25 protein-coding genes are annotated in these 21,723 nt (G+C 34.3%); 20 read left to right on the top strand and 5 right to left on the bottom strand.

Annotation, left to right across the window (positions count from 1 at the left end; translation table 11 throughout):
- Positions 1-114 precede the first annotated feature (114 nt).
- The gene (locus tag DPQ31_RS13495; protein ID WP_000528453.1) at positions 115-498 is read left to right on the top strand and encodes a DUF4181 domain-containing protein; all 384 of its coding nucleotides are present in this window, start codon (positions 115-117) and stop codon (positions 496-498) included.
- Positions 499-574: 76 nt separating this feature from the next.
- On the opposite strand, the gene DPQ31_RS13490 is transcribed toward DPQ31_RS13495, so the two are convergent.
- Entirely contained in the window at positions 575-1,420 is an 846-nt protein-coding gene (locus tag DPQ31_RS13490; protein WP_222615863.1) for an oxidoreductase, read from the bottom strand.
- 209 nt (positions 1,421-1,629) lie between these two features.
- Here DPQ31_RS13490 and DPQ31_RS13485 point away from each other — a divergent pair, with 209 nt between their 5' ends.
- The 5 genes from DPQ31_RS13485 to lpdA all read left to right on the top strand — a co-directional run bounded on the left by DPQ31_RS13485 (position 1,630) and on the right by lpdA (position 6,953).
- Positions 1,630-2,109 carry a DinB family protein gene (locus tag DPQ31_RS13485; RefSeq protein WP_000233795.1) on the top strand — a complete coding sequence of 160 codons (480 nt, stop codon included), beginning with the start codon at positions 1,630-1,632 and terminating at the stop codon, positions 2,107-2,109.
- Between the two features lie 168 nt (positions 2,110-2,277).
- Entirely contained in the window at positions 2,278-3,276 is a 999-nt protein-coding gene (acoA, locus tag DPQ31_RS13480; RefSeq protein ID WP_070173311.1) for an acetoin:2,6-dichlorophenolindophenol oxidoreductase subunit alpha, read from the top strand.
- Positions 3,277-3,293: 17 nt separating this feature from the next.
- Positions 3,294-4,328: an acetoin:2,6-dichlorophenolindophenol oxidoreductase subunit beta gene (acoB, locus tag DPQ31_RS13475; RefSeq protein ID WP_208732033.1), complete on the top strand. Its 1,035-nt coding sequence runs from the start codon at positions 3,294-3,296 to the stop codon at positions 4,326-4,328.
- Positions 4,329-4,355: 27 nt separating this feature from the next.
- Positions 4,356-5,558 carry a dihydrolipoamide acetyltransferase family protein gene (locus DPQ31_RS13470; RefSeq protein WP_097958968.1) on the top strand — a complete coding sequence of 401 codons (1,203 nt, stop codon included), beginning with the start codon at positions 4,356-4,358 and terminating at the stop codon, positions 5,556-5,558.
- 15 nt (positions 5,559-5,573) lie between these two features.
- A complete protein-coding gene (lpdA, locus tag DPQ31_RS13465) occupies positions 5,574-6,953 on the top strand; it encodes a dihydrolipoyl dehydrogenase (protein ID WP_098711325.1) in 1,380 nt (459 codons plus the stop codon).
- Between the two features lie 61 nt (positions 6,954-7,014).
- Here the strand turns inward: lpdA and DPQ31_RS13460 are convergent, their stop codons facing one another.
- Complete coding sequence (locus tag DPQ31_RS13460) at positions 7,015-7,608, bottom strand: hypothetical protein (RefSeq protein ID WP_000914451.1); 594 nt, start codon at positions 7,606-7,608, stop codon at positions 7,015-7,017.
- Positions 7,609-7,828: 220 nt separating this feature from the next.
- Here DPQ31_RS13460 and DPQ31_RS13455 point away from each other — a divergent pair, with 220 nt between their 5' ends.
- A complete protein-coding gene (locus DPQ31_RS13455; RefSeq protein ID WP_098711324.1) occupies positions 7,829-8,461 on the top strand; it encodes a DUF4085 family protein in 633 nt (210 codons plus the stop codon).
- A 97-nt stretch (positions 8,462-8,558) separates the two neighbouring features.
- Here DPQ31_RS13455 and DPQ31_RS13450 read toward each other — a convergent pair whose 3' ends face one another.
- Positions 8,559-9,056 carry a hypothetical protein gene (locus DPQ31_RS13450; RefSeq protein ID WP_087969368.1) on the bottom strand — a complete coding sequence of 166 codons (498 nt, stop codon included), beginning with the start codon at positions 9,054-9,056 and terminating at the stop codon, positions 8,559-8,561.
- Between the two features lie 250 nt (positions 9,057-9,306).
- On the opposite strand from DPQ31_RS13450, the gene DPQ31_RS13445 reads away from it, so the two are divergent.
- The 6 genes from DPQ31_RS13445 (at position 9,307) to DPQ31_RS13420 (ending at position 13,670) form a co-directional block, all read left to right on the top strand.
- A complete protein-coding gene (locus tag DPQ31_RS13445; RefSeq protein WP_000493647.1) occupies positions 9,307-10,092 on the top strand; it encodes a DeoR/GlpR family DNA-binding transcription regulator in 786 nt (261 codons plus the stop codon).
- Positions 10,089-10,685, top strand: a complete 597-nt coding sequence (locus DPQ31_RS13440) for a GNAT family N-acetyltransferase (RefSeq protein WP_097958963.1) — start codon at positions 10,089-10,091, stop codon at positions 10,683-10,685. Before DPQ31_RS13445 ends, DPQ31_RS13440 begins: the two co-directional genes overlap by 4 nt.
- A complete protein-coding gene (locus tag DPQ31_RS13435) occupies positions 10,658-10,996 on the top strand; it encodes an NIPSNAP family protein (RefSeq protein ID WP_097958961.1) in 339 nt (112 codons plus the stop codon). The genes DPQ31_RS13440 and DPQ31_RS13435 overlap by 28 nt, the downstream gene beginning before the upstream one ends.
- 15 nt (positions 10,997-11,011) lie before the next feature.
- Positions 11,012-11,152: a hypothetical protein gene (locus tag DPQ31_RS13430; RefSeq protein ID WP_208732130.1), complete on the top strand. Its 141-nt coding sequence runs from the start codon at positions 11,012-11,014 to the stop codon at positions 11,150-11,152.
- A 306-nt stretch (positions 11,153-11,458) separates the two neighbouring features.
- Positions 11,459-13,309: a sigma-54-dependent Fis family transcriptional regulator gene (locus DPQ31_RS13425; protein ID WP_208732032.1), complete on the top strand. Its 1,851-nt coding sequence runs from the start codon at positions 11,459-11,461 to the stop codon at positions 13,307-13,309.
- A gap of 115 nt (positions 13,310-13,424) precedes the next feature.
- Positions 13,425-13,670: a DUF3977 family protein gene (locus tag DPQ31_RS13420; RefSeq protein WP_000873854.1), complete on the top strand. Its 246-nt coding sequence runs from the start codon at positions 13,425-13,427 to the stop codon at positions 13,668-13,670.
- Positions 13,671-13,802: 132 nt separating this feature from the next.
- On the opposite strand, the gene DPQ31_RS13415 is transcribed toward DPQ31_RS13420, so the two are convergent.
- Positions 13,803-14,414 (bottom strand): TetR/AcrR family transcriptional regulator, encoded by a 612-nt coding sequence (locus DPQ31_RS13415; protein ID WP_000799616.1) that lies wholly within the window; start codon positions 14,412-14,414, stop codon positions 13,803-13,805.
- A gap of 159 nt (positions 14,415-14,573) precedes the next feature.
- On the opposite strand from DPQ31_RS13415, the gene kynU reads away from it, so the two are divergent.
- From kynU to DPQ31_RS13390, 5 genes are all read left to right on the top strand, one after another.
- Complete coding sequence (gene kynU, locus DPQ31_RS13410) at positions 14,574-15,860, top strand: kynureninase (protein WP_199631637.1); 1,287 nt, start codon at positions 14,574-14,576, stop codon at positions 15,858-15,860.
- A 2-nt stretch (positions 15,861-15,862) separates the two neighbouring features.
- The gene (gene kynB / locus DPQ31_RS13405; RefSeq protein ID WP_001194976.1) at positions 15,863-16,492 is read left to right on the top strand and encodes an arylformamidase; all 630 of its coding nucleotides are present in this window, start codon (positions 15,863-15,865) and stop codon (positions 16,490-16,492) included.
- 32 nt (positions 16,493-16,524) lie between these two features.
- Complete coding sequence (gene kynA / locus DPQ31_RS13400; protein ID WP_000661947.1) at positions 16,525-17,364, top strand: tryptophan 2,3-dioxygenase; 840 nt, start codon at positions 16,525-16,527, stop codon at positions 17,362-17,364.
- Positions 17,365-17,485: 121 nt separating this feature from the next.
- On the top strand, positions 17,486-18,403 hold the full coding sequence (locus DPQ31_RS13395; protein WP_208732031.1) for a serine hydrolase domain-containing protein: 918 nt from the start codon (positions 17,486-17,488) through the stop codon (positions 18,401-18,403).
- A gap of 16 nt (positions 18,404-18,419) precedes the next feature.
- Positions 18,420-19,043: a Pr6Pr family membrane protein gene (locus DPQ31_RS13390; protein WP_208732030.1), complete on the top strand. Its 624-nt coding sequence runs from the start codon at positions 18,420-18,422 to the stop codon at positions 19,041-19,043.
- A gap of 48 nt (positions 19,044-19,091) precedes the next feature.
- On the opposite strand, the gene DPQ31_RS13385 is transcribed toward DPQ31_RS13390, so the two are convergent.
- Positions 19,092-19,424 carry a YqzG/YhdC family protein gene (locus DPQ31_RS13385; protein ID WP_000811610.1) on the bottom strand — a complete coding sequence of 111 codons (333 nt, stop codon included), beginning with the start codon at positions 19,422-19,424 and terminating at the stop codon, positions 19,092-19,094.
- Positions 19,425-19,569: 145 nt separating this feature from the next.
- On the opposite strand from DPQ31_RS13385, the gene sleB reads away from it, so the two are divergent.
- Positions 19,570-20,349, top strand: a complete 780-nt coding sequence (sleB, locus tag DPQ31_RS13380; protein WP_001249051.1) for a spore cortex-lytic enzyme — start codon at positions 19,570-19,572, stop codon at positions 20,347-20,349.
- Between the two features lie 15 nt (positions 20,350-20,364).
- Positions 20,365-21,705 carry a germination protein YpeB gene (ypeB, locus tag DPQ31_RS13375; RefSeq protein ID WP_000943731.1) on the top strand — a complete coding sequence of 447 codons (1,341 nt, stop codon included), beginning with the start codon at positions 20,365-20,367 and terminating at the stop codon, positions 21,703-21,705.
- Positions 21,706-21,723: the final 18 nt, after the last annotated feature.

The following is a 21,723-nucleotide window of genomic DNA, read 5'->3' as shown; positions in this document are numbered from 1 at the left end:
GTCTTGATAAAACTACTACTTAAGCATAAAGAAAATGAAAACATTATCGAAACATGGAAAAATTATATAGTCTACTTTATTAAAAATATAATTAATTTAATAGGAGGGAATGCAATGGGCAACTCTACTATTTGGATTATAGTTATTAGTATGATAATTGGAGGATATTTTTTAGAAAAGTTTTTAAGAAGAAAATTAAATATGCCAAAGGGCAATGTTTGGATATATAAGCATGTAAATAGTTTACATGTAAAATTAGAAATAGGTCTTTTTATCGTATATCTTATATTAAGTTTTATTTATCTGTTCAAAGCAGAAAATGCTAATATAGGAATTGTTGTACTTATTTATTTTGGAGCAATTTCCTTATTACGCGTATGGATGGAATGGAAGTATAACAGAGAGACAAAGGAATATATTCTTTCTATAATTGGATTCTTTGCATTTGTTTTTATGGTTTCAATGTTGTTTTATTTTGATCCTCTTTCTACATATTGATATCGTTTGGGTTTTTAATGATGAATATTTAATAAGAGTAGCCACCATTATTTATCTTGATAGTTACTCTTTTTATTTACATCTTCCTAAAACTCCTCAAAACAAGAAATTCCCACAATCTCCAAGGAAGAATCTTCTTCGCAAAAATCATAAATTTCACACTTTTTCCAATTGGATATCGTAAATTAGTACGCTTTGCTTCAGCAATTTCAACGATTTTATTAGCAACATCTATCGGGTTACCAAATGTATCACTACCGCTATTAATATGTTTTTGTATTTTATCCATATATTCTTTGTAAGGAGATGTTGTATCAGATTGGTTTCCAGCTAGTTGTTTACCAACCTCCCATATGTTTGTGTTATAAGAACCTGGTTCAAGTAAAGCAACATCAATTCCGAAAGGTTTTACTTCTAAGCGAAGGGATTCACTCCAGCCTTCTAATGCATATTTTGAAGATACATAAGGAGATAAACCAGGGAATCCAACTTGGCCGCTAATGCTGCTTATATTAATGATTTTTCCACTTTTTTGTTCTCTCATATATGGTAAAACAAGCTGAGTGATTGATATAGCGCCAAAAAGATTCGTTTCAAATTGTTTACGATATTCCTCTACTAGAATTTCTTCTACAAATCCTCCATTTGCATATCCTGCATTGTTTATTAGGAGGTCTACTCTATTAATTTCTTTTAAAAACAATTGGAAGTTATGTATAGAGTTTTGATTTGTTACATCTAATTGTTGAATTTTTATGTTTTGTTGTAAGTTTAGTTTAGTAGCTTGAGATAGTAAGTTTACTTGTTTTTCAAGGTTTCGCATTGTAGCAATGACAATATATTCTTTTTTTGCTAGTTCAAGTGTCGTTAATAGTCCGAATCCACTGGAGGCTCCTGTAATAACCGCGATTTTTTTATTCATTGGTCGCTCGCTTTCTTTTTCTTTTATCATAACGAGTTATAGGAATAAAATCTATTAATGATACATGTTGTTTTAATAAGATTATATGATAAAGTGCTTTAGTTTTTTCATTTATATATGTATTGGAATGATTTAAAAAGGGAATTGTGTAGACTCAGCGTATATAGAGAAGTAAGTATTATATAAGCCAATGAAATGAGGGAAGAAAAATGGTCCATGTGAAAGACGTATTAGCAGATCAGTTGTTAGCAAATGCGAATGATCCTAGTTGGTATATGCCATTTTCAGATGCAGTGAAGGATTTATCTGAGAGAGAAGCTTTCTGGAAACCGAATGAAGAGAGTAATAGTATAGCAGAAATTGTACAACATTTACTGTATTGGAACTCAACGTGGCAAACTAGGTATAAAGAATCAAATGTTAATGCGGTACCCGCTATTGGTGACAATAACAAAAGCTTTATGCTATCAGATAATCAAACATTCGAAGAGTTAAGGGAAAAATTATTAGAGAAATTGTTACAATGGCAAAATCTCATTAATGAAGACAAGGTTGAAAGTGATGTAGTTGGATTTCCTGTATCCGCGAAGTGGTGGGAAGTGCTAGGTAATGTAACTACTCATAATGCGTATCATATTGGTCAAATTATTTACATCCGGAAACTACAAAAAAGTTTTGATAGTGAATAAGGGAATGATTCTCTAGTAAGGTGAACAAAAGTGGACAAAACGAGACAGCTGTCTCGCTTTGTCCACTTTTTTATTTTTAAAAAGAAGAGAAAGTCTATTAAATCAAGGTTAGAATTTGGCACGCTTCTTGCAATATAAAAGATGAACAAGAAAATAGGAGGGCTGGACATGTTAAAAACAACTGAAAGTAAAGGGAATGAAATTACGAAAGAACAAGCTCGCTGGATGTATGAAAAAATGTTAGAGATTCGTAAATTTGAAGATAAGGTACATGAATTGTTCGCGCAAGGTGTTTTACCAGGTTTCGTTCATTTATATGCTGGAGAAGAAGCGGTAGCAGTTGGTGTATGTGCCCACTTAACGGATAGTGACAGTATTACAAGTACACATAGAGGTCACGGACATTGTATTGCAAAAGGGTGTGATTTAAATGGTATGATGGCTGAACTTTTCGGGAAAGCGACAGGATTATGTAAAGGTAAAGGCGGTTCCATGCATATTGCCGATTTAGATAAAGGAATGCTTGGTGCGAATGGCATTGTAGGCGGGGGTTTCCCACTTGCTTGCGGTTCAGCATTAACAGCTAAATATAAAGGAACAAAAGATGTAAGTATTTGCTTCTTCGGTGACGGAGCAAATAATGAAGGAACATTCCATGAAGGGGTTAATTTAGCGGCGATTTGGAAGTTACCAGTTATTTTTATCGCTGAAAATAATGGTTACGGTGAAGCAACTACATTTGAATATGCTTCAAGTTGTGATTCTATTGCTGATCGTGCAAAAGCATATAACATTCCGGGAGTTCAAGTAGATGGAAAAGATTTACTAGCGGTATATAAAGCAGCGGAAGAGGCTGTTGAACGTGCACGTAATGGCGGTGGCCCAACTTTAATTGAATGTATGACATATCGTAATTACGGCCATTTCGAAGGAGAAGCACAAACGTATAAAACTTCAGAAGAAAAAGAAGAACATTTAAATGAAAAAGATGCGATTGTGAATTTTCGTAAGCATTTAATTCATGAAGGTTTATTAACGGAATCTGAACTTGTTGATATGGAAAAAGCAGTAGATGAAGCAGTGCAACGATCAATTGATTTTAGTGAAAATAGTCCATATCCAGAGGATGAAGAATTATTAAAAGATGTATACGTTTCTTACAAATAAGAGGAGGGTGAAAAATAATGACTAGAACAGTAAGTATGTCAACTGCTATCAATGAAGCGATGAAAATATCAATGCACCGTGATGAAAATGTAATTTTAATAGGTGAAGACGTTGCGGGTGGTGCACAGGTTGATCATTTGCAAGATGATGAAGCGTGGGGCGGTGTTCTTGGCGTTACGAAAGGGCTTGTACAAGAATTTGGCCGAAATCGTATTTTAGATACACCAATTTCTGAAGCTGGTTATATGGGAGCTGCGATGGCAGCGGCGGCAACGGGATTACGTCCGATCGCTGAATTAATGTTTAATGATTTTATCGGTAGTTGTCTTGATCAAGTTTTAAACCAAGGTGCAAAATTCCGTTACATGTTTGGTGGAAAAGCAAAAGTACCAGTTACAATTCGTACGATGCATGGTGCTGGATTTAGCGCAGCAGCTCAGCATTCTCAAAGTTTATACGCGTTATTTACGAGCATTCCAGGTATTAAAGTTATCGTTCCGTCCACCCCGTATGATGCAAAAGGCTTATTATTAGCGGCAATTGAAGATGATGATCCAGTAATCTTCTTTGAAGATAAAACACTTTACAATATGAAAGGTGAAGTGCCAGAAGGATATTATACAATTCCTTTAGGAAAAGCAGATATTAAACGGGAAGGCTCTCATATAACGATTGTCGCAATTGGGAAGCAAGTTCATACTGCGCTTGCGTCTGCGGAGCAATTATCGAAAAAAGGACTTGAGGTAGAAATTATTGATCCACGCTCTTTATCACCGCTTGACGAAGATACAATTTTAGCATCTGTTGAAAAAACAAATCGTCTTATCGTTATTGATGAAGCAAACCCAAGATGTAGTATCGCAACAGACATTGCAGCAATTGTAGCGGATAAAGGGTTCGATTTATTAGATGCACCTATTAAACGAATTACAGCACCACATACACCAGTTCCGTTCTCACCACCACTTGAAAAACTATATTTACCAACGCCAGAGAAAGTAATTGAAACGGTATCAGAAATGATTGGGGACCGTTCTTTATTGAATGTGTAATGAAACGATGAGAAGGGAGAGAGAAATATGGCTGTAGAAGTTGTAATGCCGAAATTAGGAATGGCGATGAAAGAAGGTATTATTACGAGTTGGAATATTAAAGCTGGTGATAATGTAGCAAAAGGAGAATTAATTGCTAGTATTAATTCTGAAAAAATCGAAACAGAAATAGAAGCACCCGCTGATGGAACGGTACTGGATATAGCTGTAAGTGAAGATGAAGGAGTTCCACCTGGTACTGTAATATGTTACATCGGAAAACCAAATGAACAGGTATCGGTAAATGAAACCGTAAATGCTACAGAAGAATCAATACCGAAAGTAGAACCTCAAAATGAACAACATCCTGAACCGTACGCGGAAGAAAGATCAAAGAAACAAAGAATAAAAATATCTCCTGTAGCAAAGAAAATGGCAACAGTTGAAAATCTTGAAATTTCCACATTAATAGGAACAGGTCCTGGTGGGAGAATTACAAAGGCAGATGTATTAAAAGTACTTGAAGAAAAAGTTGCTACCCCAGAAACGTTTGTAAAAGAAGAAAGTAAAATAATCCCTATTACCGGTATGCGGAAAGCAATCGCAAATCGGATGCAAGCAAGCCTCCAAAATAGCGCACAATTGACATTAACGATGAAAGTAGATGTTACGGATTTAGTTGCTTTACATAAAGAAATAGCGGAAGTTGTACAAAAACGGTACGATAACAAACTAACCATTACTGATTTCGTTTCTCGTGCTGTTGTATTAGCGCTTCAGGAGCATAAGGAAATGAACAGCACTTATATAGATGATGCAATCCATCAATTTGAACATGTTCATTTAGGTATGGCAGTGGCGTTAGAAAATGGCTTAGTCGTTCCGGCTATTCGCTTTGCAAATAATCTATCTTTAATAGAGTTATCTAAAGAGATTAAAAATGTGGCACAAAAGGCACGAACAGGTAGTTTAAGTAGTGATGGTATGAAAGGAACGACATTTACAATTAGTAATTTAGGAAGCTTTGGTATCGAATATTTTACGCCAGTATTAAATACACCTGAAACTGGTATTTTAGGTGTAGGTGCAATTGAACATGTTCCAGTATATAAAGGAAAGAAAATAAAAAAAGGTAGTATGTTACCTTTAAGTTTAACATTTGATCATAGTGTACTAGACGGTGTACCAGCAGCTGCATTTTTACGCACAATTAAACAATACTTAGAAGAACCGGTAACAATTCTTTTATAAAGAGAAGGTGAGAGAATGAATAAATTAGTAGTTATTGGAGGCGGACCCGCTGGATATGTGGCGGCAATTACCGCAGCTCAAACTGGGAAAGATGTTACTCTTATTGATGAAGATGATCTTGGTGGAACTTGTTTAAATGTCGGGTGCATGCCTACGAAATCTTTGTTAGAAAGTGCTGAAGTATACAATATTGTTAATCATGCGCAACGTTTTGGTGTATTAGTAGACAAACGAAGTATATCAATTGATTGGAATCAAATACAGACGAGAAAATCACAAATTGTTGTGCAGCTCGTACAAGGAATACAATATTTAATGAAGAAAAATAAAATTAAAGTTATAAAGGGGAAAGGGAAATTTGAAACGGATCATCGTCTGCGAGTTACGCAGAGGAATAAGGAAGCGATAGTGGATGGAGAACAATTCATTATAGCGGCAGGTTCAGAACCTACTGAATTACCTTTTGCTCCATTCGACGGGGAATGGATTTTAAATAGTAGTCATGCGATGTCCCTTGAAAACATACCAGCTTCATTACTTATTGTTGGGGGCGGCGTAATAGGTTGCGAATTTGCTAGTATATATAGTCGTCTTGGAACGAAAGTAACGATTGTTGAAATGGCACCGCAATTACTACCTGGTGAAGATGAAGATATCGCAAGCATTTTAAGAGAGAAATTAGAAAATGACGGTGTAGAAATTTTCACAGGAGCTGCTTTAAAGGGATTAAACAATTATAAGAAACAGGCTTCGTTTGAATACGAAGGAAGTATGCACGAAGTAACTCCAGAATTTGTTCTCGTTTCTGTTGGCAGAAAACCTCGTGTACAAGATTTAGGATTAGAAAAAGCAGGAGTTCAATTTTCAAATAAAGGGATTACTGTAAATGAGCATATGCAAACGAACATAGCACATATTTACGCAGCCGGTGATATTATTAGAGGAATACAGCTTGCTCACGTAGCCTTTCATGAAGGAACGACAGCAGCATTACATGCGAGCGGAGAAGATGTGAAAGTAAACTATCATGCTGTACCTCGTTGTATATACACAGCTCCAGAAATAGCTAGCGTCGGTTTAAGTGAAAAAGGTGCAAGAGAACAATATGGTGATATTCTTATCGGAGAATTTCCTTTTACAGCGAACGGAAAAGCTCTTATTTTAGGAGAACAAATGGGGAAAGTAAAAGTCATTGTGGAACCTAAATATCAAGAAATTGTAGGGATTTCTATTATCGGTCCTCGTGCAACTGAACTAATTGGTCAAGGCACCGTAATGATTCATACAGAAGTTACCGCTGATATTATGAGAGGTTATATTGCAGCACATCCAACTTTATCTGAGGCAATTCATGAAGCTTTATTGCAGGCGGTAGGACATGCTGTACATGTTTAAATGAAAATATAATAAGCCACTATTCTCTAAATGAATGAGAGAATAGTGGTTTGAATTTTTACTATTTAATTTCAATAGCTGAAGTTATATCGTTCCAATCAGCAGCTAAATTAGCAGTTTTACCATACCAATCAGCGTGTTTAAATAAAACACCTTTTCCATATCCTTGTGTAGAAGTATGCTCCCAAAGTGTCGTTGAATAACTTGCAGAAGGTGACGCTGTACTTACAGAAGAAATTCTGTCGTTCCAGCTAGATGGTAAGTTTTTAAAGCCGCTGCTCCAGTAAATATATTGGCCACCTTTATCTTTATGTTCATAAAAATCAGTACTACCAGCACCACTACCTAAAGGATTAATTTTATTTTTAAGTACTTTTTTATCCTTTTCAATATAAGCATCCAATGTTTCTCTACTAGTAAAACCATAAGCTAGCCAATCTCCATTTTCATTTTGCTCTGGTAATACCATAGTAATTTGGATGTCTTTCTTATCCTGATCACTTAATTTTGCAAATGAAGTAACATTCTGTTCATCCACTTTTAAATAATCAAATGACTTAATTGTGTTACCTTTTTCTTCAGCACTTGCTACGCCTAGTCCGCCAGTTAATGCAAAACCCGCTACTAATGTTCCTGCTACTAATTTCTTCAACATATAACCATCCCTTTTTGTTTAGATTTTTGTACAGGTGAATCTTGTACAACTAAAATGTATTCTAATTTCTTATTTTTGTAAATATTCTGAAGTTTTAGAAATAATAGGCGGAATATTTACATTTTTACATTTTTTCTTTAGAAAAAATGGTTATTGGAATGATATAATAAGCGGATACATTGCTTTTCTTGGATGATAAAATGTTTTAGGAGAGATGTAATTGAAATATTTCACAAAAGATTGGTATAAAGAAATGCAAATTTCAGGATTTGTGCATTTCATAGAGTCAATAGAAGAATGGAAAGACATAGATCCCGATTATATACAAAGTTTGAAAGACGAAGTAGAAGAAAGGAAAGAAGATTTATTACACTATCTTCCTGAAACACTACATCCATACATTCATAACAACATGTTTGATTCAGTATATCTACCTAATGAATTAAAGAAACTTTTGTTAGAGTGGACAGCAGATTATGAGGCAAGAATGGAACGATTAGATCAATCATACTTAAAACATTTTAATTCCATTAAGAAAAAACTTCCGTCTCATGTCGCTCAGCTACATGAGATGTCACTACATGATAGTGTGATTAAAGTAGTAAAGAGAAAATCAGAAGATACTTTGTCTATCGTATTAGATTGCAGTGGTACTTTTAGTGAATTTGATAAACTTAAAGTGACTTTTATAGGAGTAACAAAGTGTTCTATGCCAGAAAACTTTGAAAGTGCTTGGTGGCTATATCATGAAATAGCTCTTACTGAAGATGGTTTTGAACTAGGTGTTTTATTTGACTATCCATTTAGAGAAGTGACGATTTGTGCAGCAGATGTATTCCTTGAGAAAAAATGATTAAGTTACATGTATATTAACTAATAATAAAGAGAGTTCCTTTAGATGGTATTTACAAGTTCAACAATAAAAAAACAGTCAATAAAGACTGTTTTTTTTATTTTGATGCTAGATTCTCAAGCTTCCAATATGTATTTGTTAATGGAGCAACTTTACTATCAATATACAAATACATGTTATTTAAGTCTTTAGGAGAAGTTTTCATTTCAAATACAACGTCAGTAGTTAAAGAAAATTTGTGTGGAACATTTTTATAGTGCTCGTCATCTATCGGATGAGCTTCACCTTCATATTTCTGACCAGTTTTTTCATCTTGTATGAAATATTTTATTTTCGAAAGATCAATAGTTTGTCCATCGTCTCGAACATTATTAATCATAACACGAGTAGTAAGGCGCCACTCTTTGTCTATTTTTTCAAATTTTGCATTTTCAACTGTTGCTCTATAGTATTCGTTTTTAACTATTTCTCCATAGTGCATTGCATTTTTTTCGAGAGTGCTTTTTTCTTGTTTTGGTGTAGTATTGCTATTACATCCTGTTAATATTCCTGTAAATAATAATGCTGTACAAGTTACTTTAATTAAAGATTTCATAGTAATTCCTTTCTGTATTAAAAAGTAAAACATAGGAATAATTTTACATGAGTAAGGAAATAAATAGAAGTCTTTTAGTAGAATATGCAAATGTGCATTTATTTTATGTAAAGTTAACAAAATAGAAAAAGAGAGAAAACCTGCATAAAGACGGAAGAAAAAGGATTGAAAATATTGTGAAACGGAAGAAACGTGCATATAATTAACATAAAGTTCAAATTTCTGAATCTTCAATAACGGTGGTGATAACATGTTTACTGAAGAACGTCGGGAGAAAATTTTAGAACTACTTAGTACAGATGGAAGAGTAATCGCAAAGGATATTGCGGAAAGATTTGATATGTCTATTGATTCTATAAGAAGAGATTTGTCTATTATGGAAAAGGATGGTTTATTAAAAAGAACGCACGGAGGTGCAATTGAACTTACGCGAGTGAGGAACTTAGCTGCGGAACCAGCTAAACGTTATAGTGATAGCTCAATATATGAGGACACAATTGCAAAGGTTGCGGCATTATATATACAAGAAGGTGATTCAATTTTTATTGGTGGGACTTCCATTCATAATGCTATGCTGAAATATTTACCGGAAGTATCATTTACTGTTATTACGAATTCTATAGAAATAGCGGGTCATCTAAGAGAATATAAGAATATTGATACGTATTTAATTGGCGGAAAAGTAAAACCTTCAGGAAATATTACTGATACACTTGCCTCTGAATTGATAAGTAGATTTTCTATTGATCTTTATTTCTCTACAGGTGGAGGCATTTCATTACAAGGTATTAGCACTGCAACACCTGAAGTTGCTTATTTTAGTAAAAGAGTAAGTGAAATTGCTAGAAGAAATATTTGTTTAGCTCCGCATAATAAACTTGGAATAGATTGTTTTATAAGAGGAGAGTCTCTAAAAGAAATTGACCTTATTATAACTGACGAAAAGGCTAGTAAAGAAACTGTTCAGGACTTTGAGAAACAAGGTAAACAAGTTGTAATAGCGCCATTATATTCATTTGAAAGGAGTTTGACATGATTGTAAAAGAGCAAAAGTTTCATATAAATGGATTAACTTATACAATTCGTTCTGCAGCTGAGAAAGATGCTGACCAGTTATCGAAAATTAGAGTTCAGATTGATGGAGAAACTGAAAATATGGATAGAGATGCTGGAGAGGGATTTATAGATGACCTAGGGTTTCAAAAAATAATAAAAACAGATAGTGAAGAGACGAAGAATCTCTTTTTAGTTGCAGAAGTGCACAATCGAATCGTTGGATTTTCAAGGTGTGAAGGATCAAATTTTAAGAGATTATCTCATAAAGTGGAGTTTGGTGTTTGCATTTTAAAAGAGTTTTGGGGATATAGAATGGGTAAGAGCCTATTACAACAATCTATTAAATGGGCTGACGAAAATGCAGTAAATAAAATATCTTTACAAGTATTAGAGACAAACGAGAAAGCTATTCATCTTTATAAAAAATTAGGTTTTGAAGTAGAAGGCATTTTGAAAAATGACAAAAGACTATCGGATGGAAAGTATTATAATACGGTAGTGATGGGAAGGTTTACTGATACTTTTCATAAAAGAGGTGAAGAAGTATGTTTTACAGAAGGAAGTACTATGTAGTGAAAAATGAATTCATAGAAGTATTTAATGATCATTTCAATAACACAAACTTACCTAATCAATTAAAGCATGGTTCTAGGCTAATAGGACGCTGGATGAAAGATAATAAGAATGGTACGTCTGAAGTATTTGCCATATGGGAATATGATAGTTATGAACAGTATAAAGAAATAGAATCGAAAATTAGAAGTGACGAGATGCATGTTAGAAGAATACATGAATGGTATGAAAACTATGGCGGGAAAGAATATGTTTTACAAGAGTACATAGTAGAGATGAAAAATGAAGAGTTAGTATGTAATGTAAAATAATGGGAGTTAAGACTAATGCAGGTCAGAACGAAATTATATATTAGTTTATCAGCCGCTATTTTATTTGCAATAGCCGTGATTGTTTTCTTTATAAATGGTAATCCACAAAATGGTTTTGGTTATGTATTTTCTTTGCGTCCATTATACAAAATATAGTGCTACTAAAAAAGAATAAAGAAATGCATTAAAATATTCAAATTATTAACATATTTGTGTCGTCTTTCTAGTTGTATTGAAAACGCTTTTATTCAGTTTTATAATAAAAGTATGTTTTATAAAGTGAAACTTTAATCAGTGGAGGTGTTATTCATCCCTCACTAATTATTAGTTAAACCAATCAGGCTTTTACGGGCAGCCTGACCCCCACCTAACTTCTTTGCTCTAGCTGAATTTTGAGGTGGGGGTCTTACTGCCCGTTAATGCGGAATAAATCTCCAAAACAATTAAAAGGGAGATGATACAATGTTAGCTTCACCGTTTTACTTACATACATGGAAAAAGTTTATTGATAAAGGAGTCCTTGATTCGAACCGTATAAACGAAAGAATTTCAGAGTCATGGCATCGATGTAAACAAGCAAATGTGAATCCTCATATGAATAAAGGTCAGAAAATTTTGTCTTCTAATATTTTTCAAGAACAAAAGAAAAAGAGTGAAAATTTCCTTGATATAGCATTACCTCAAATACAAAATATGAGAAAAATCATTGATGAACTACAAATGATGGCATTATTAATCGATCCAGATGGTTATGTTCTATCCTTAAGTGGAAATAAACAAACGTTAAAGCGAGCGAAACATATTAATTTTATTGAAGGTGTAAAATGGACGGAAGCAGCTGTGGGGACAAACGCAATAGGAACAGCATTAGAAATTGAAGAAGCTATTATGATAAGTGGTACTGAACATTACTCCGTGGCATCTCATAGCTGGAGTTGTGCGGCTGCTCCCATTCATAACGATGACTTGAAATTAATTGGTGTTCTAGATTTCTCCTGTCCAATTGAATTTTCGCATCCATATATGCTCGGTATGGTAACTTCAATTGCACATGCGATAGAACGTGAATGTAGCATAAGAGTTCATCAAAATGAATTACACTTAATTCATCGTTTTTTAGATGTCATTGATAGTGATGAACAAGTAGTTATTTGTAATCATCGTGATGTTATCGTTTCTGCGAGTAAGAGCGTTCGGAAACGAGTAACTAATTGGTCAAGAATGAAACTTGAAGATTTAATGCGCTATGGATTGGAAACTAAATTAGAGATACCAGTATATAGTAATGAAAGAATGATCGGGAAATGTATGTATTTAAAGGAAAACAAACAAATGAATACATATTCTGCTTTCACATTTATAAAAGGAATTACTTTTTCAGGAGTTACCGGGACAAGCAAAGCATTTCAACACACACTAGAAGAAATTAAGCTTGTTTCACCGACTGATGCTAGTGTGTATGTATGTGGCGAGACAGGAGTAGGAAAGGAATATGTTGCGAGAGCGATTCATGAAAATAGTCCAAGAAAAGACGGGCCCTTTATAGCTGTTAACTGCGGTTCTTTGCCTAAAGAATTAATGGAAAGTGAATTGTTCGGTTATACTGAAGGTGCGTTTACAGGTGCGCGACGTCAAGGATATAAAGGGAAATTTGAACAAGCGAATGGAGGAACATTGTTTTTAGATGAAGTTGGTGAAGTACCATCAGAGATGCAAGTAGCCTTATTGCGTGTTTTACAAGAACGCACAATAACTCCAATAGGAAGTTCAAAAGAGGTACCAGTAAATATTCGTATTATTACTGCCACACATAAAGATTTACTACGGTTAGTAGAAGAAGGGAAATTCCGTCAAGATTTATATTATCGTTTGCACGTTTATCCGTTATATGTTCCATCGTTACTAGAAAGAAAAGAGGATATTCCATATTTTATACAACACTTTTGCGAACGGAAGAATTGGAATGTTGTATTTCCAAAGAGTATTTGCAATCAATTTTTACAACATACATGGCCCGGAAATATTCGAGAACTAGTAAATGTATTAGAACGCATTTACATTTTGTCGCAAGGACGGGAAATATGCGAAAAACAAGTCGCTTTTTTGATACAAACAATGATGGGAAGTGAAAGACAATCCCAGTTGCAAACAGAAAATAATGAAGAACATACATTAAGTTTCCGTGAAAGAATACAGCATGATAGTATGATTGAAGCGCTTCAAAAGACGAACGGAAATGTTTCGTTAGCCGCAAAACTATTGGATGTACCCCGTAGTACATTTTATAAACGAATGCAAAAATTTAATCTATAAAAGTAGATTTTTGTAATCTGCTTTTTCTTTTTGAGCTCATGTTCTGTCGGAATGTGCGCTTCCCAGGGAAATAATAAAATAGTTAGACGGGAAATTCCCTAAAGGAGGTTAGTATGTGAAGTATATTGAAATTGGTATCGGGAATAGATGGTTCGTTCGAACAGAGACCGAAAATACAGACGGTACTGAATTTGAGGAAAAAGGAATTGTGAGACCTATTTATTTTGAATCATTTTATGTCCGTGTTTGGTTTCGGAAAACGTGTTTTATTTTTGATACGAAAGAGGGCTTTAAGAAAGTAAGGAAAAGTAGAGCTGAGTATAAGTTTATTATTGGAATTGTGAGTAGGTTAAAACAATAAAATAAAACAGGTTGTATTTTTATGATTATAATAATCACATACATACTCGCAATTATTATAATAGGCTATTCTATTTATAGTTAGAATGATGATTTTAAGAAAAAATAGCACACTTTAAATATGTGAAGTGCGCTATTTATATAATCCCGTTGTATACATCTCCGTTAATGTATACACTATTTCTTCTAGTTTTACTTCTTTGTTATTTTGTACAATAGTCCAAAGAAACATTTCATTCATTGCGAACCAACCGCGTGCCACGAGCTCTTTATTTAATTCAGGATGCGCTAATCCACTTTCTTGAGAGTAAGTAATATCCTGCGAAATACTTTTTATAAAGCGTTCGCGAATCTCACCCCATTTTTGACGTATCTCTTTTGATAATCCGATTGCTTCTTCGACAACTTGCAAAATAGCTCGTTCTTCTTCTGCTAATTGTAGGAATGCTCTAACTTGATTTTGAATCAAGTCACGTGCTGCTGCTTTCGTTTGAGGGAAGAAAGAGCGTCCAGCAATATTATAAAAACGATTCATAACATCTTCCATTAACACGATAAGGAGATCATCTTTGTTTTTAAAGTATACATATGCTGTTCCATAACCAGTTTCTGCATGTTTAATAATTTGCGTGATTGTCGTTTTCTGAAATCCATTAGTAATAAAAATAGTGTAACCCGAATGTAATAGTTTCTTTTTTGTTTCTAAGGAGCGGTGTTTTCTTGTTGAAAGAGTAGTGTTTTTCAAAGAATCACCTCTTTATACTGAAATATCTGAAAATATAATTGTATTGTAAAAGAAGATAGTATGTAAAGTCAACTGACATAATATCATTGACGTTATATCAACTAAGGTGATATATTTCAATTAGTTAGAATAAAAAGAAAATTAAGAGAAGGTGACACCATGTATAAAGAACCATTTCAACCAACTTATGAGTATGCGCTTGAGTGTGATAAACATGATGAACTGAAAGATTTTCAAACTGAATTCTATAAAAAAGAAGGAACTATATATTTAGATGGAAACTCATTAGGACTACTTTCGAAAAGAGCAGAAAAATCGTTACTTACTTTACTAGATTCATGGAAAGAGTATGGCATTGATGGCTGGACAGAAGGCGAACATCCATGGTTTTTCCTTTCGGAGAAATTAGGTGAACTGACGGCACCTCTTATTGGAGCTTTACCAGAAGAAACTATTGTAACCGGTTCTACGACTGCGAATATACACCAAGTTATTGCGACGTTTTATGAGCCGAAAGGAATACGTACAAAAATTCTTGCGGATGAATTAACTTTCCCGTCAGATATTTATGCACTTCAAAGTCAAATTCGTTTAAAAGGCTTAGAGCCAGATGAGCATTTAGTAAGAGTGAAAAGCCAAGATGGTCGAACACTTTCTGAAGAAGATATTATTCAGGCAATGGAAGATGATATCGCTTTAATTTTATTACCTTCAGTTTTATATAGAAGTGGTCAAATTCTTGATATGAAACGTTTAACAGCGGAAGCTCATAAACGCGGCATTCATATTGGATTTGATTTATGTCATTCAATTGGTTCTATTCCACATCATTTTAAAGAGTGGGATGTTGATTTCGCTGTATGGTGCAATTATAAATATTTAAATGCAGGGCCGGGTGGTGTTGCAGGCCTTTATGTAAATAGTAAACATTTTAATAGACTGCCAGGATTGTCTGGATGGTTTAGTTCTAGAAAAGATAAACAGTTTGATATGGAGCATACATTAACAGCTGCTGATCATGCAGGTGCTTATCAAATTGGTACACCTCACGTATTAAGTATAGCACCATTAATTGGTTCTCTTGAAATTTTCAAAGATGCTGGTATGGAACGTTTACGTAAGAAATCTTTACATATTACGAGATACATGCTGGATTTAATTGATCATGAATTAAAAGATTTCGGATTTACAATTGGAAACCCGTTAGAGGATGAAAAACGAGGTGGACATATTTATTTAGAGCATGCGGAAGCAGCGCGTATCTGTAAAGCACTAAAGGCAAATGGAGTAATTCCAGATTTCAGAGCACCAAATGGGATAAGACTTGCGCCAGTAGCTTTATACAATACGTATGAAGAAGTATGGAATTCTGTTCAAATTTTAAAGAAAGTTATGAAAGAGGAAGAGTATAAACAATTTGAAAATAAACGAGAGGTTGTGGCATAAGAATGCAAACATCAAAGTGGATTGATATTTCACAGCCATTAAATAATGATATTGCAACTTGGCCAGGAGATACACCGTTCTCGTATGAAGTTTCATGGTCAAAAGAAGAGAGCGGTTCAGTAAACGTCGGAAAGTTAACGATGAGTATTCATACAGGTACTCATATTGATGCGCCTTTTCATTTTGATAATGACGGAAAGAAAGTAATAGATTTAGATGTTCAAGTTTATGTCGGACCTACGCGAATCATTGACGTTTCTAACCTTGAAAGCATCGGAAAAAAAGAATTAGAAAGTTTTCATTTAGAAGGTGTAGAACGACTATTATTACGTACATCTTCACATGGTAAAGCAGAAGAATTCCCAGATGTGATCCCACATTTACGTGCTGATATTGCACCGTTTCTTTCTGATAAGGGAATTCGTTTAATCGGAGTGGATGTACCATCAGTTGATCCGTTAGATGATAAAGAACTAGCAGCACATCATCAATTGTTTAAATATGGAATTCATATTTTAGAGAATGTCGTACTAGATCATGTAGCAGACGGCGATTACGAATTAATTGCATTACCACTTGCATTAACAGATGCAGATGGAAGTCCAGTTCGAGCTGTCATTAGACCAATATAAGTAGAAACATATAAAAGGGGTGTTTGACTAATATGAAAGAAAACGAAAAGGTAATTATGGAAAAAGGGATTCACACGGATTTTAAGGAAAATATGACGTATGGTGAGTATTTACAATTAGATAGTTTACTATCTTCTCAAAAGAGATTATCAGACCATCATGATGAAATGTTATTTATCGTTATTCACCAAGCTAGTGAGCTTTGGATGAAGCTTATTTTACATGAACTAAATGCAGCAATTGAATCGATTAAAAACGATAAATTAGCACCGGCATTTAAAATGTTAGCACGTGTATCAAAAATTCAATCGCAAATTATTCAATCTTGGGATATTCTTGCGACATTAACGCCATCTGAGTATATTGAATTCCGTGATTCACTCGGTCAAGCTTCAGGCTTTCAATCGTATCAATATCGAATGATTGAGTACGCACTTGGTTATAAAACACCACATGCATTAAAGATTTATGAAAAAGATCCAGAATTACACGCTCGTCTTCATAAAGCGCTACACGCACCAAGTTTGTATGATGTTGCGATACAGGCGCTTGTTAAAGAAGGCTTCCCAATTCATAAAGATGTGTTGAATCGTGATATTACGCAGCCTTACGAAGAAGATGCAACTGTAGAAGCGGCTTGGATAGAAGTGTATGCGGACGTGAAGAAATATTGGGATTTATATCAGCTTGCTGAAAAATTAATTGATATCGAAGATTGGCTACAACAATGGCGTTTCCGTCATATGAAAACGGTAGAACGCATTATCGGAAATAAAATGGGAACTGGCGGATCTTCAGGTGTATCTTATTTAAAACGAGTACTTGATCAACAGTTCTTCCCTGAACTTTGGAATGTTCGTACGAAATTATAGGAAAAAGCTTGTCAGCTAATTATGGCTGATAAGCTTATTTTTTTATTTGAGCACAATTATGTTTTAATAAAAGGAACAAGATATAATAAATGAATTAACTATTTTAATGGAGGTAAGATTTTTGGATTTTAAGCAACTACAAAATAAATTTGAAAAGAAAAAAGTGAATACATTTCTTATTTATCAAAAAGGGGAATTAACAACTGAGTATTATAAAACACCCGAATGTGTAAATAACTTATATAAAATAAATTCGATTACAAAAAGTATCGTATCTTTATTAATTGGTATTGCAATTGATAAGGGCTATATAAATGATATACATACACCGATTACAGAGTGGATTGAAAATGTACCTGGGGAAAAACATGATTTAACGCTGTATCACTTATTAACAATGACTACTGGTGAGGATTGGAAAGAGTTTGGGAATGGAGTAGTATTCCCAAATGACTTTGTAGAATCAGAGAACTGGGTACAGTACATATTAGAAAAGCCAATAATTGAAGAACCTGCTACAAAAATGAATTATAATTCAGGTTCTTCACATTTACTTAGCTATATTATTCAAGAAGCTACTGGGATGTCGACAGAGCAGTTTGCGAAAAGATATTTATTTGAGCCATTAGAAATTAGCGAATATGAGTGGCAACAAGATCCGCAAGGTATATATGTCGGCGGCTTCGGTATGAAAATGAAATCTACCGATTTATTAAAATTAGGAAAACTATGTTTGCAAAATGGATATTGGAATGAGAAAGAAATTGTATCAGCGAAATGGTTAGAAGAGTCAAGTAGGGCGCAATTTGAAACATATGAACATGTCGGCGCATATGGATATCACTGGTGGGTATTACATAACGAAAGATTTCACATACCGTATTGTATATATTTCGCTATGGGGTACGGCGGACAATACATCGTTATCATTCCTAAGTTAGAAGTAGTAGCTATTATAAGTAGTCATATGCCAAAACGTGGGCTCGTTCCATTAAAATTATTTATTGAGCATGTACAGGGAAATTCCAATTATATATAAGAAAAGGAGGGAATGTATGAGGGATGAAAAAACTTTATCTTTATTTAGACTATGTTTAAGTCTTCTAGCATGTAGTGCCATTATTACGCAATTCATACTCAGGGCACAATTGAAACCGTTCAATCCAGTTAATTTTTTTAGTTTCTTTACGATTGAAAGTAACATTTTAGTTGTATGTATTCTCCTTTTAAGCAGTATCGGAACAGCTACATTTGGTCGCTCAGAACAATTTAGTATACTTCGAGGTGCGGCAACGGTATACATACTTACGACAGGACTCATTTATTTTTTGCTATTAAGAGGATTAGAAGAGTCACTTCAAACGGCAATACCATGGGTAAATACAGTGCTACATTATATCATGCCGATTGCAATGCTTTTAGATTGGATTTTAAATCCACCTATTAAGAAAATCACTTGGAAACAATCTACAAGTTGGCTCTTATTCCCGTTTTTTTACGTTGTATATAGCTTAATACGTGGCCCAATCGTGAATTGGTATCCATATCCGTTTTTAGATCCAAGAATAGGTGGGTATGGTAAAGTACTTTTATACAGTATAGGGATAGCGGTTGTAATTGGCGCTATTTGTATATTGGTAAGATTTTTAGGGAATCGAAACTTTAGGAAAGAATTTTAGAAATGCAAGGAGCCCCACTGTTTCCGTTTTTAACAGTGGGGTTTCATTTTATCTACTCGTCTTCTGAAACGACAACTTTATAAATTTCTCTGTCTTCGTTTCAAATTCTACATCAACAAAAACACCATATTCTTTTCCATCTTCACGTAGCCACAATTTAAACTTTTCAACAGTTATTTGAACCGTTTTTGGTTTTCTACCTATATGAAGATAATCAACAATCTCTGCTTTCGGATATTGTTCTTTCGTCTTTTCTACAGCAAGTTTACCCCATTTTGCATAAGGCGGTTGTGCATGAACAATCGATGACCCGGTATATATATTTAAACATGTTGTTAATAAAAGAATGACGAATGCGATACGCTTTAACAATTGCTTCATAATGAACTCCTTTTCTCCTTTTTGTATATTGTTTACATATTCTTTCAACGATATAAGTTTGGATTTTTTTGTCTTCTTTACATAAAAGCGAGGCTTTTACAAAACATAACCAAGAAATCATTTCTGTAATTAAGGAGGGAAAATTATGCGCCAAAAAGCTATTTTTAAAATAGCAGTTTTACTTGCGTTCATAGGACTGTCTTTAATGGTCAGTAGTATACAACTAAAGAATGTAGAAGCTTTTTCTAATCAAGTCATTCAAAGAGGAGCATCTGGCGAAGATGTCATTGAACTGCAATCTCGTTTGAAATATAACGGGTTTTATACGGGAAAAGTGGATGGTGTTTTCGGATGGGGTACATACTGGGCACTTCGGAATTTTCAAGAGAAATTCGGATTACCCGTTGATGGTTTAGCTGGAGCTAAAACGAAGCAAATGCTCGTAAAGGCAACAAAGTATGATAAGTCAACTGCTAATAAAGGGACGACAACGAATAAAGGAAATAGTGGTGGCTCTGCACAAGAGAATAAACCATCTCAAAATAAAGGGACAAATGTTCCGAACGGTTATTCTCAAAATGATATTCAGCTTATGGCAAATGCAGTATACGGGGAATCACGTGGTGAACCGTATTTAGGACAAGTTGCAGTAGCTGCTGTTATTTTAAATCGTGTTACAAGTGCGTCATTCCCCAATACTGTTTCAGGTGTAATCTTTGAGCCTAGAGCATTTACAGCGGTAGCAGATGGACAAATATATTTAACGCCAAATGAAACAGCAAAAAAAGCGGTTTTAGATGCGATAAACGGATGGGATCCAACAGGAAATGCTTTATATTATTTCAACCCAGATACTGCGACAAGTAAATGGATTTGGACTCGTCCACAAATTAAAAAAATTGGTAAACATATTTTCTGTAAATAGAGCGGAGGTGGGATAATGTTAAGAGGTATTATCATTGTATTATTAACAGTTGGTGTAGTTGGAACAGGATATTGGGGCTATAAAGAGCACCAAGAGAAAAATGCGGTTTTAATTCGAGCGGAAAATAGTTATCAACGAGCATTCCATGATTTAGCATACGAAGTTGATTTATTACACGATAAAATTGGTACAACACTTGCGATGAATTCACGCTCATCTTTATCACCTGCATTAGCAGATGTATGGCGTTTAACATCTGAAGCTCGTTCAGATGTAGGACAACTCCCGTTAACATTAATGCCGTTTAATAAAACGGAAGAGTTTTTAGCAAATATCGGTGATTTTAGTTACCGTGCAGCCATTCGTGATTTAGAAAAAGAGCCGTTAAATGAACAAGAATATAAAACGTTGCAAACTTTATATTCAAATGCGGGAAATATACAAGATGAACTAAGGAAAGTACAACATCTTGTTTTGAAAAATAATTTACGCTGGATGGATGTTGAAATGGCACTTGCATCAAATCGCGATCCAGCAGATAACACAATTATTGATGGATTAAAAACTGTAGAGAAAAACGTAACATCATACTCTTCTACAAACTTCGGACCGACCTTTACAAGTGCACAAAAAAATAAAAAAGGTGGATTTGAAGCAGAAGGAAAGGCAATTTCTAAAGATGAAGCAGCAAAAATCGCAAAATCATTTTTAAATTTAAAAGGAAATGAAAAAGTCGATGTAGAGAAAAGTGGAAAAGGTGCGAAAGAATCATTCTATAGTGTGAAGATTAAAGACTCTGCAACGAATAATGAGTTTTACATGGATATTACCGGAAAAGGCGGATATCCAATTTGGGTAATGAATAATCGAGAAATTAAAGAACAGAAAATTAGTTTAAACGATGCAGGAAGTAAAGGATTGACGTTTTTAAAGGATCATAAGTTTAATAATATGGAGCTTTATGATAGTTCCCAATATGATACTATCGGCGTGTTTACTTATGTAGTAAATGAGAATGGCGTACGGATCTATCCGGAAGCAATCCAAATGAAAATTGCTTTAGACGACGGATCTATCGTTGGATTTTCTGCAAAAGAATATTTAGCATCACATCAAAAACGAACAATTCCGTCTGCCAAGCTAACTGCAGCAGAAGCAAGGAAGAAAATTAACCCTGATGTGAAAGTGATGGAAGAGCGAAAAGCAGTCGTAGTAAATGATTTGCATAATGAAGTACTTTGCTATGAATTTGTTGGAACGTTAGGGAAAGATACGTATCAAATTTTCATCAATGCGAATAGCGGAGCAGAAGAAAAAGTGAAAAAAATGCAAGCTGTTGAAAAAATTTATGATTAAACCTTAATAGTAAAGTGG

Origin of the sequence: Bacillus sp. COPE52 (genome assembly GCF_003355115.1) — a bacterium.
In the GTDB taxonomy this organism is placed as follows: domain Bacteria; phylum Bacillota; class Bacilli; order Bacillales; family Bacillaceae_G; genus Bacillus_A; species Bacillus_A toyonensis.
This window is presented reverse-complemented; position numbering and strand designations above follow the sequence as displayed.

Coding starts and splice junctions, on each gene's coding strand:
- DPQ31_RS13435 (WP_097958961.1), top strand. CDS start 10,658: ATGTTTTACAGAAGGAAGTACTATGTAGTGAAAAATGAATTCATAGAA.
- kynU (WP_199631637.1), top strand. CDS start 14,574: ATGTATAAAGAACCATTTCAACCAACTTATGAGTATGCGCTTGAGTGT.
- DPQ31_RS13390 (WP_208732030.1), top strand. CDS start 18,420: ATGAGGGATGAAAAAACTTTATCTTTATTTAGACTATGTTTAAGTCTT.
- acoB (WP_208732033.1), top strand. CDS start 3,294: ATGACTAGAACAGTAAGTATGTCAACTGCTATCAATGAAGCGATGAAA.
- DPQ31_RS13490 (WP_222615863.1), bottom strand. CDS start 1,420: ATGAATAAAAAAATCGCGGTTATTACAGGAGCCTCCAGTGGATTCGGA.
- ypeB (WP_000943731.1), top strand. CDS start 20,365: ATGTTAAGAGGTATTATCATTGTATTATTAACAGTTGGTGTAGTTGGA.
- DPQ31_RS13440 (WP_097958963.1), top strand. CDS start 10,089: ATGATTGTAAAAGAGCAAAAGTTTCATATAAATGGATTAACTTATACA.
- lpdA (WP_098711325.1), top strand. CDS start 5,574: ATGAATAAATTAGTAGTTATTGGAGGCGGACCCGCTGGATATGTGGCG.
- DPQ31_RS13445 (WP_000493647.1), top strand. CDS start 9,307: ATGTTTACTGAAGAACGTCGGGAGAAAATTTTAGAACTACTTAGTACA.
- DPQ31_RS13495 (WP_000528453.1), top strand. CDS start 115: ATGGGCAACTCTACTATTTGGATTATAGTTATTAGTATGATAATTGGA.
- DPQ31_RS13425 (WP_208732032.1), top strand. CDS start 11,459: ATGTTAGCTTCACCGTTTTACTTACATACATGGAAAAAGTTTATTGAT.
- DPQ31_RS13460 (WP_000914451.1), bottom strand. CDS start 7,608: ATGTTGAAGAAATTAGTAGCAGGAACATTAGTAGCGGGTTTTGCATTA.
- kynB (WP_001194976.1), top strand. CDS start 15,863: ATGCAAACATCAAAGTGGATTGATATTTCACAGCCATTAAATAATGAT.
- DPQ31_RS13450 (WP_087969368.1), bottom strand. CDS start 9,056: ATGAAATCTTTAATTAAAGTAACTTGTACAGCATTATTATTTACAGGA.
- kynA (WP_000661947.1), top strand. CDS start 16,525: ATGAAAGAAAACGAAAAGGTAATTATGGAAAAAGGGATTCACACGGAT.
- sleB (WP_001249051.1), top strand. CDS start 19,570: ATGCGCCAAAAAGCTATTTTTAAAATAGCAGTTTTACTTGCGTTCATA.
- DPQ31_RS13485 (WP_000233795.1), top strand. CDS start 1,630: ATGGTCCATGTGAAAGACGTATTAGCAGATCAGTTGTTAGCAAATGCG.
- DPQ31_RS13470 (WP_097958968.1), top strand. CDS start 4,356: ATGGCTGTAGAAGTTGTAATGCCGAAATTAGGAATGGCGATGAAAGAA.
- acoA (WP_070173311.1), top strand. CDS start 2,278: ATGTTAAAAACAACTGAAAGTAAAGGGAATGAAATTACGAAAGAACAA.
- DPQ31_RS13430 (WP_208732130.1), top strand. CDS start 11,012: ATGCAGGTCAGAACGAAATTATATATTAGTTTATCAGCCGCTATTTTA.
- DPQ31_RS13385 (WP_000811610.1), bottom strand. CDS start 19,424: ATGAAGCAATTGTTAAAGCGTATCGCATTCGTCATTCTTTTATTAACA.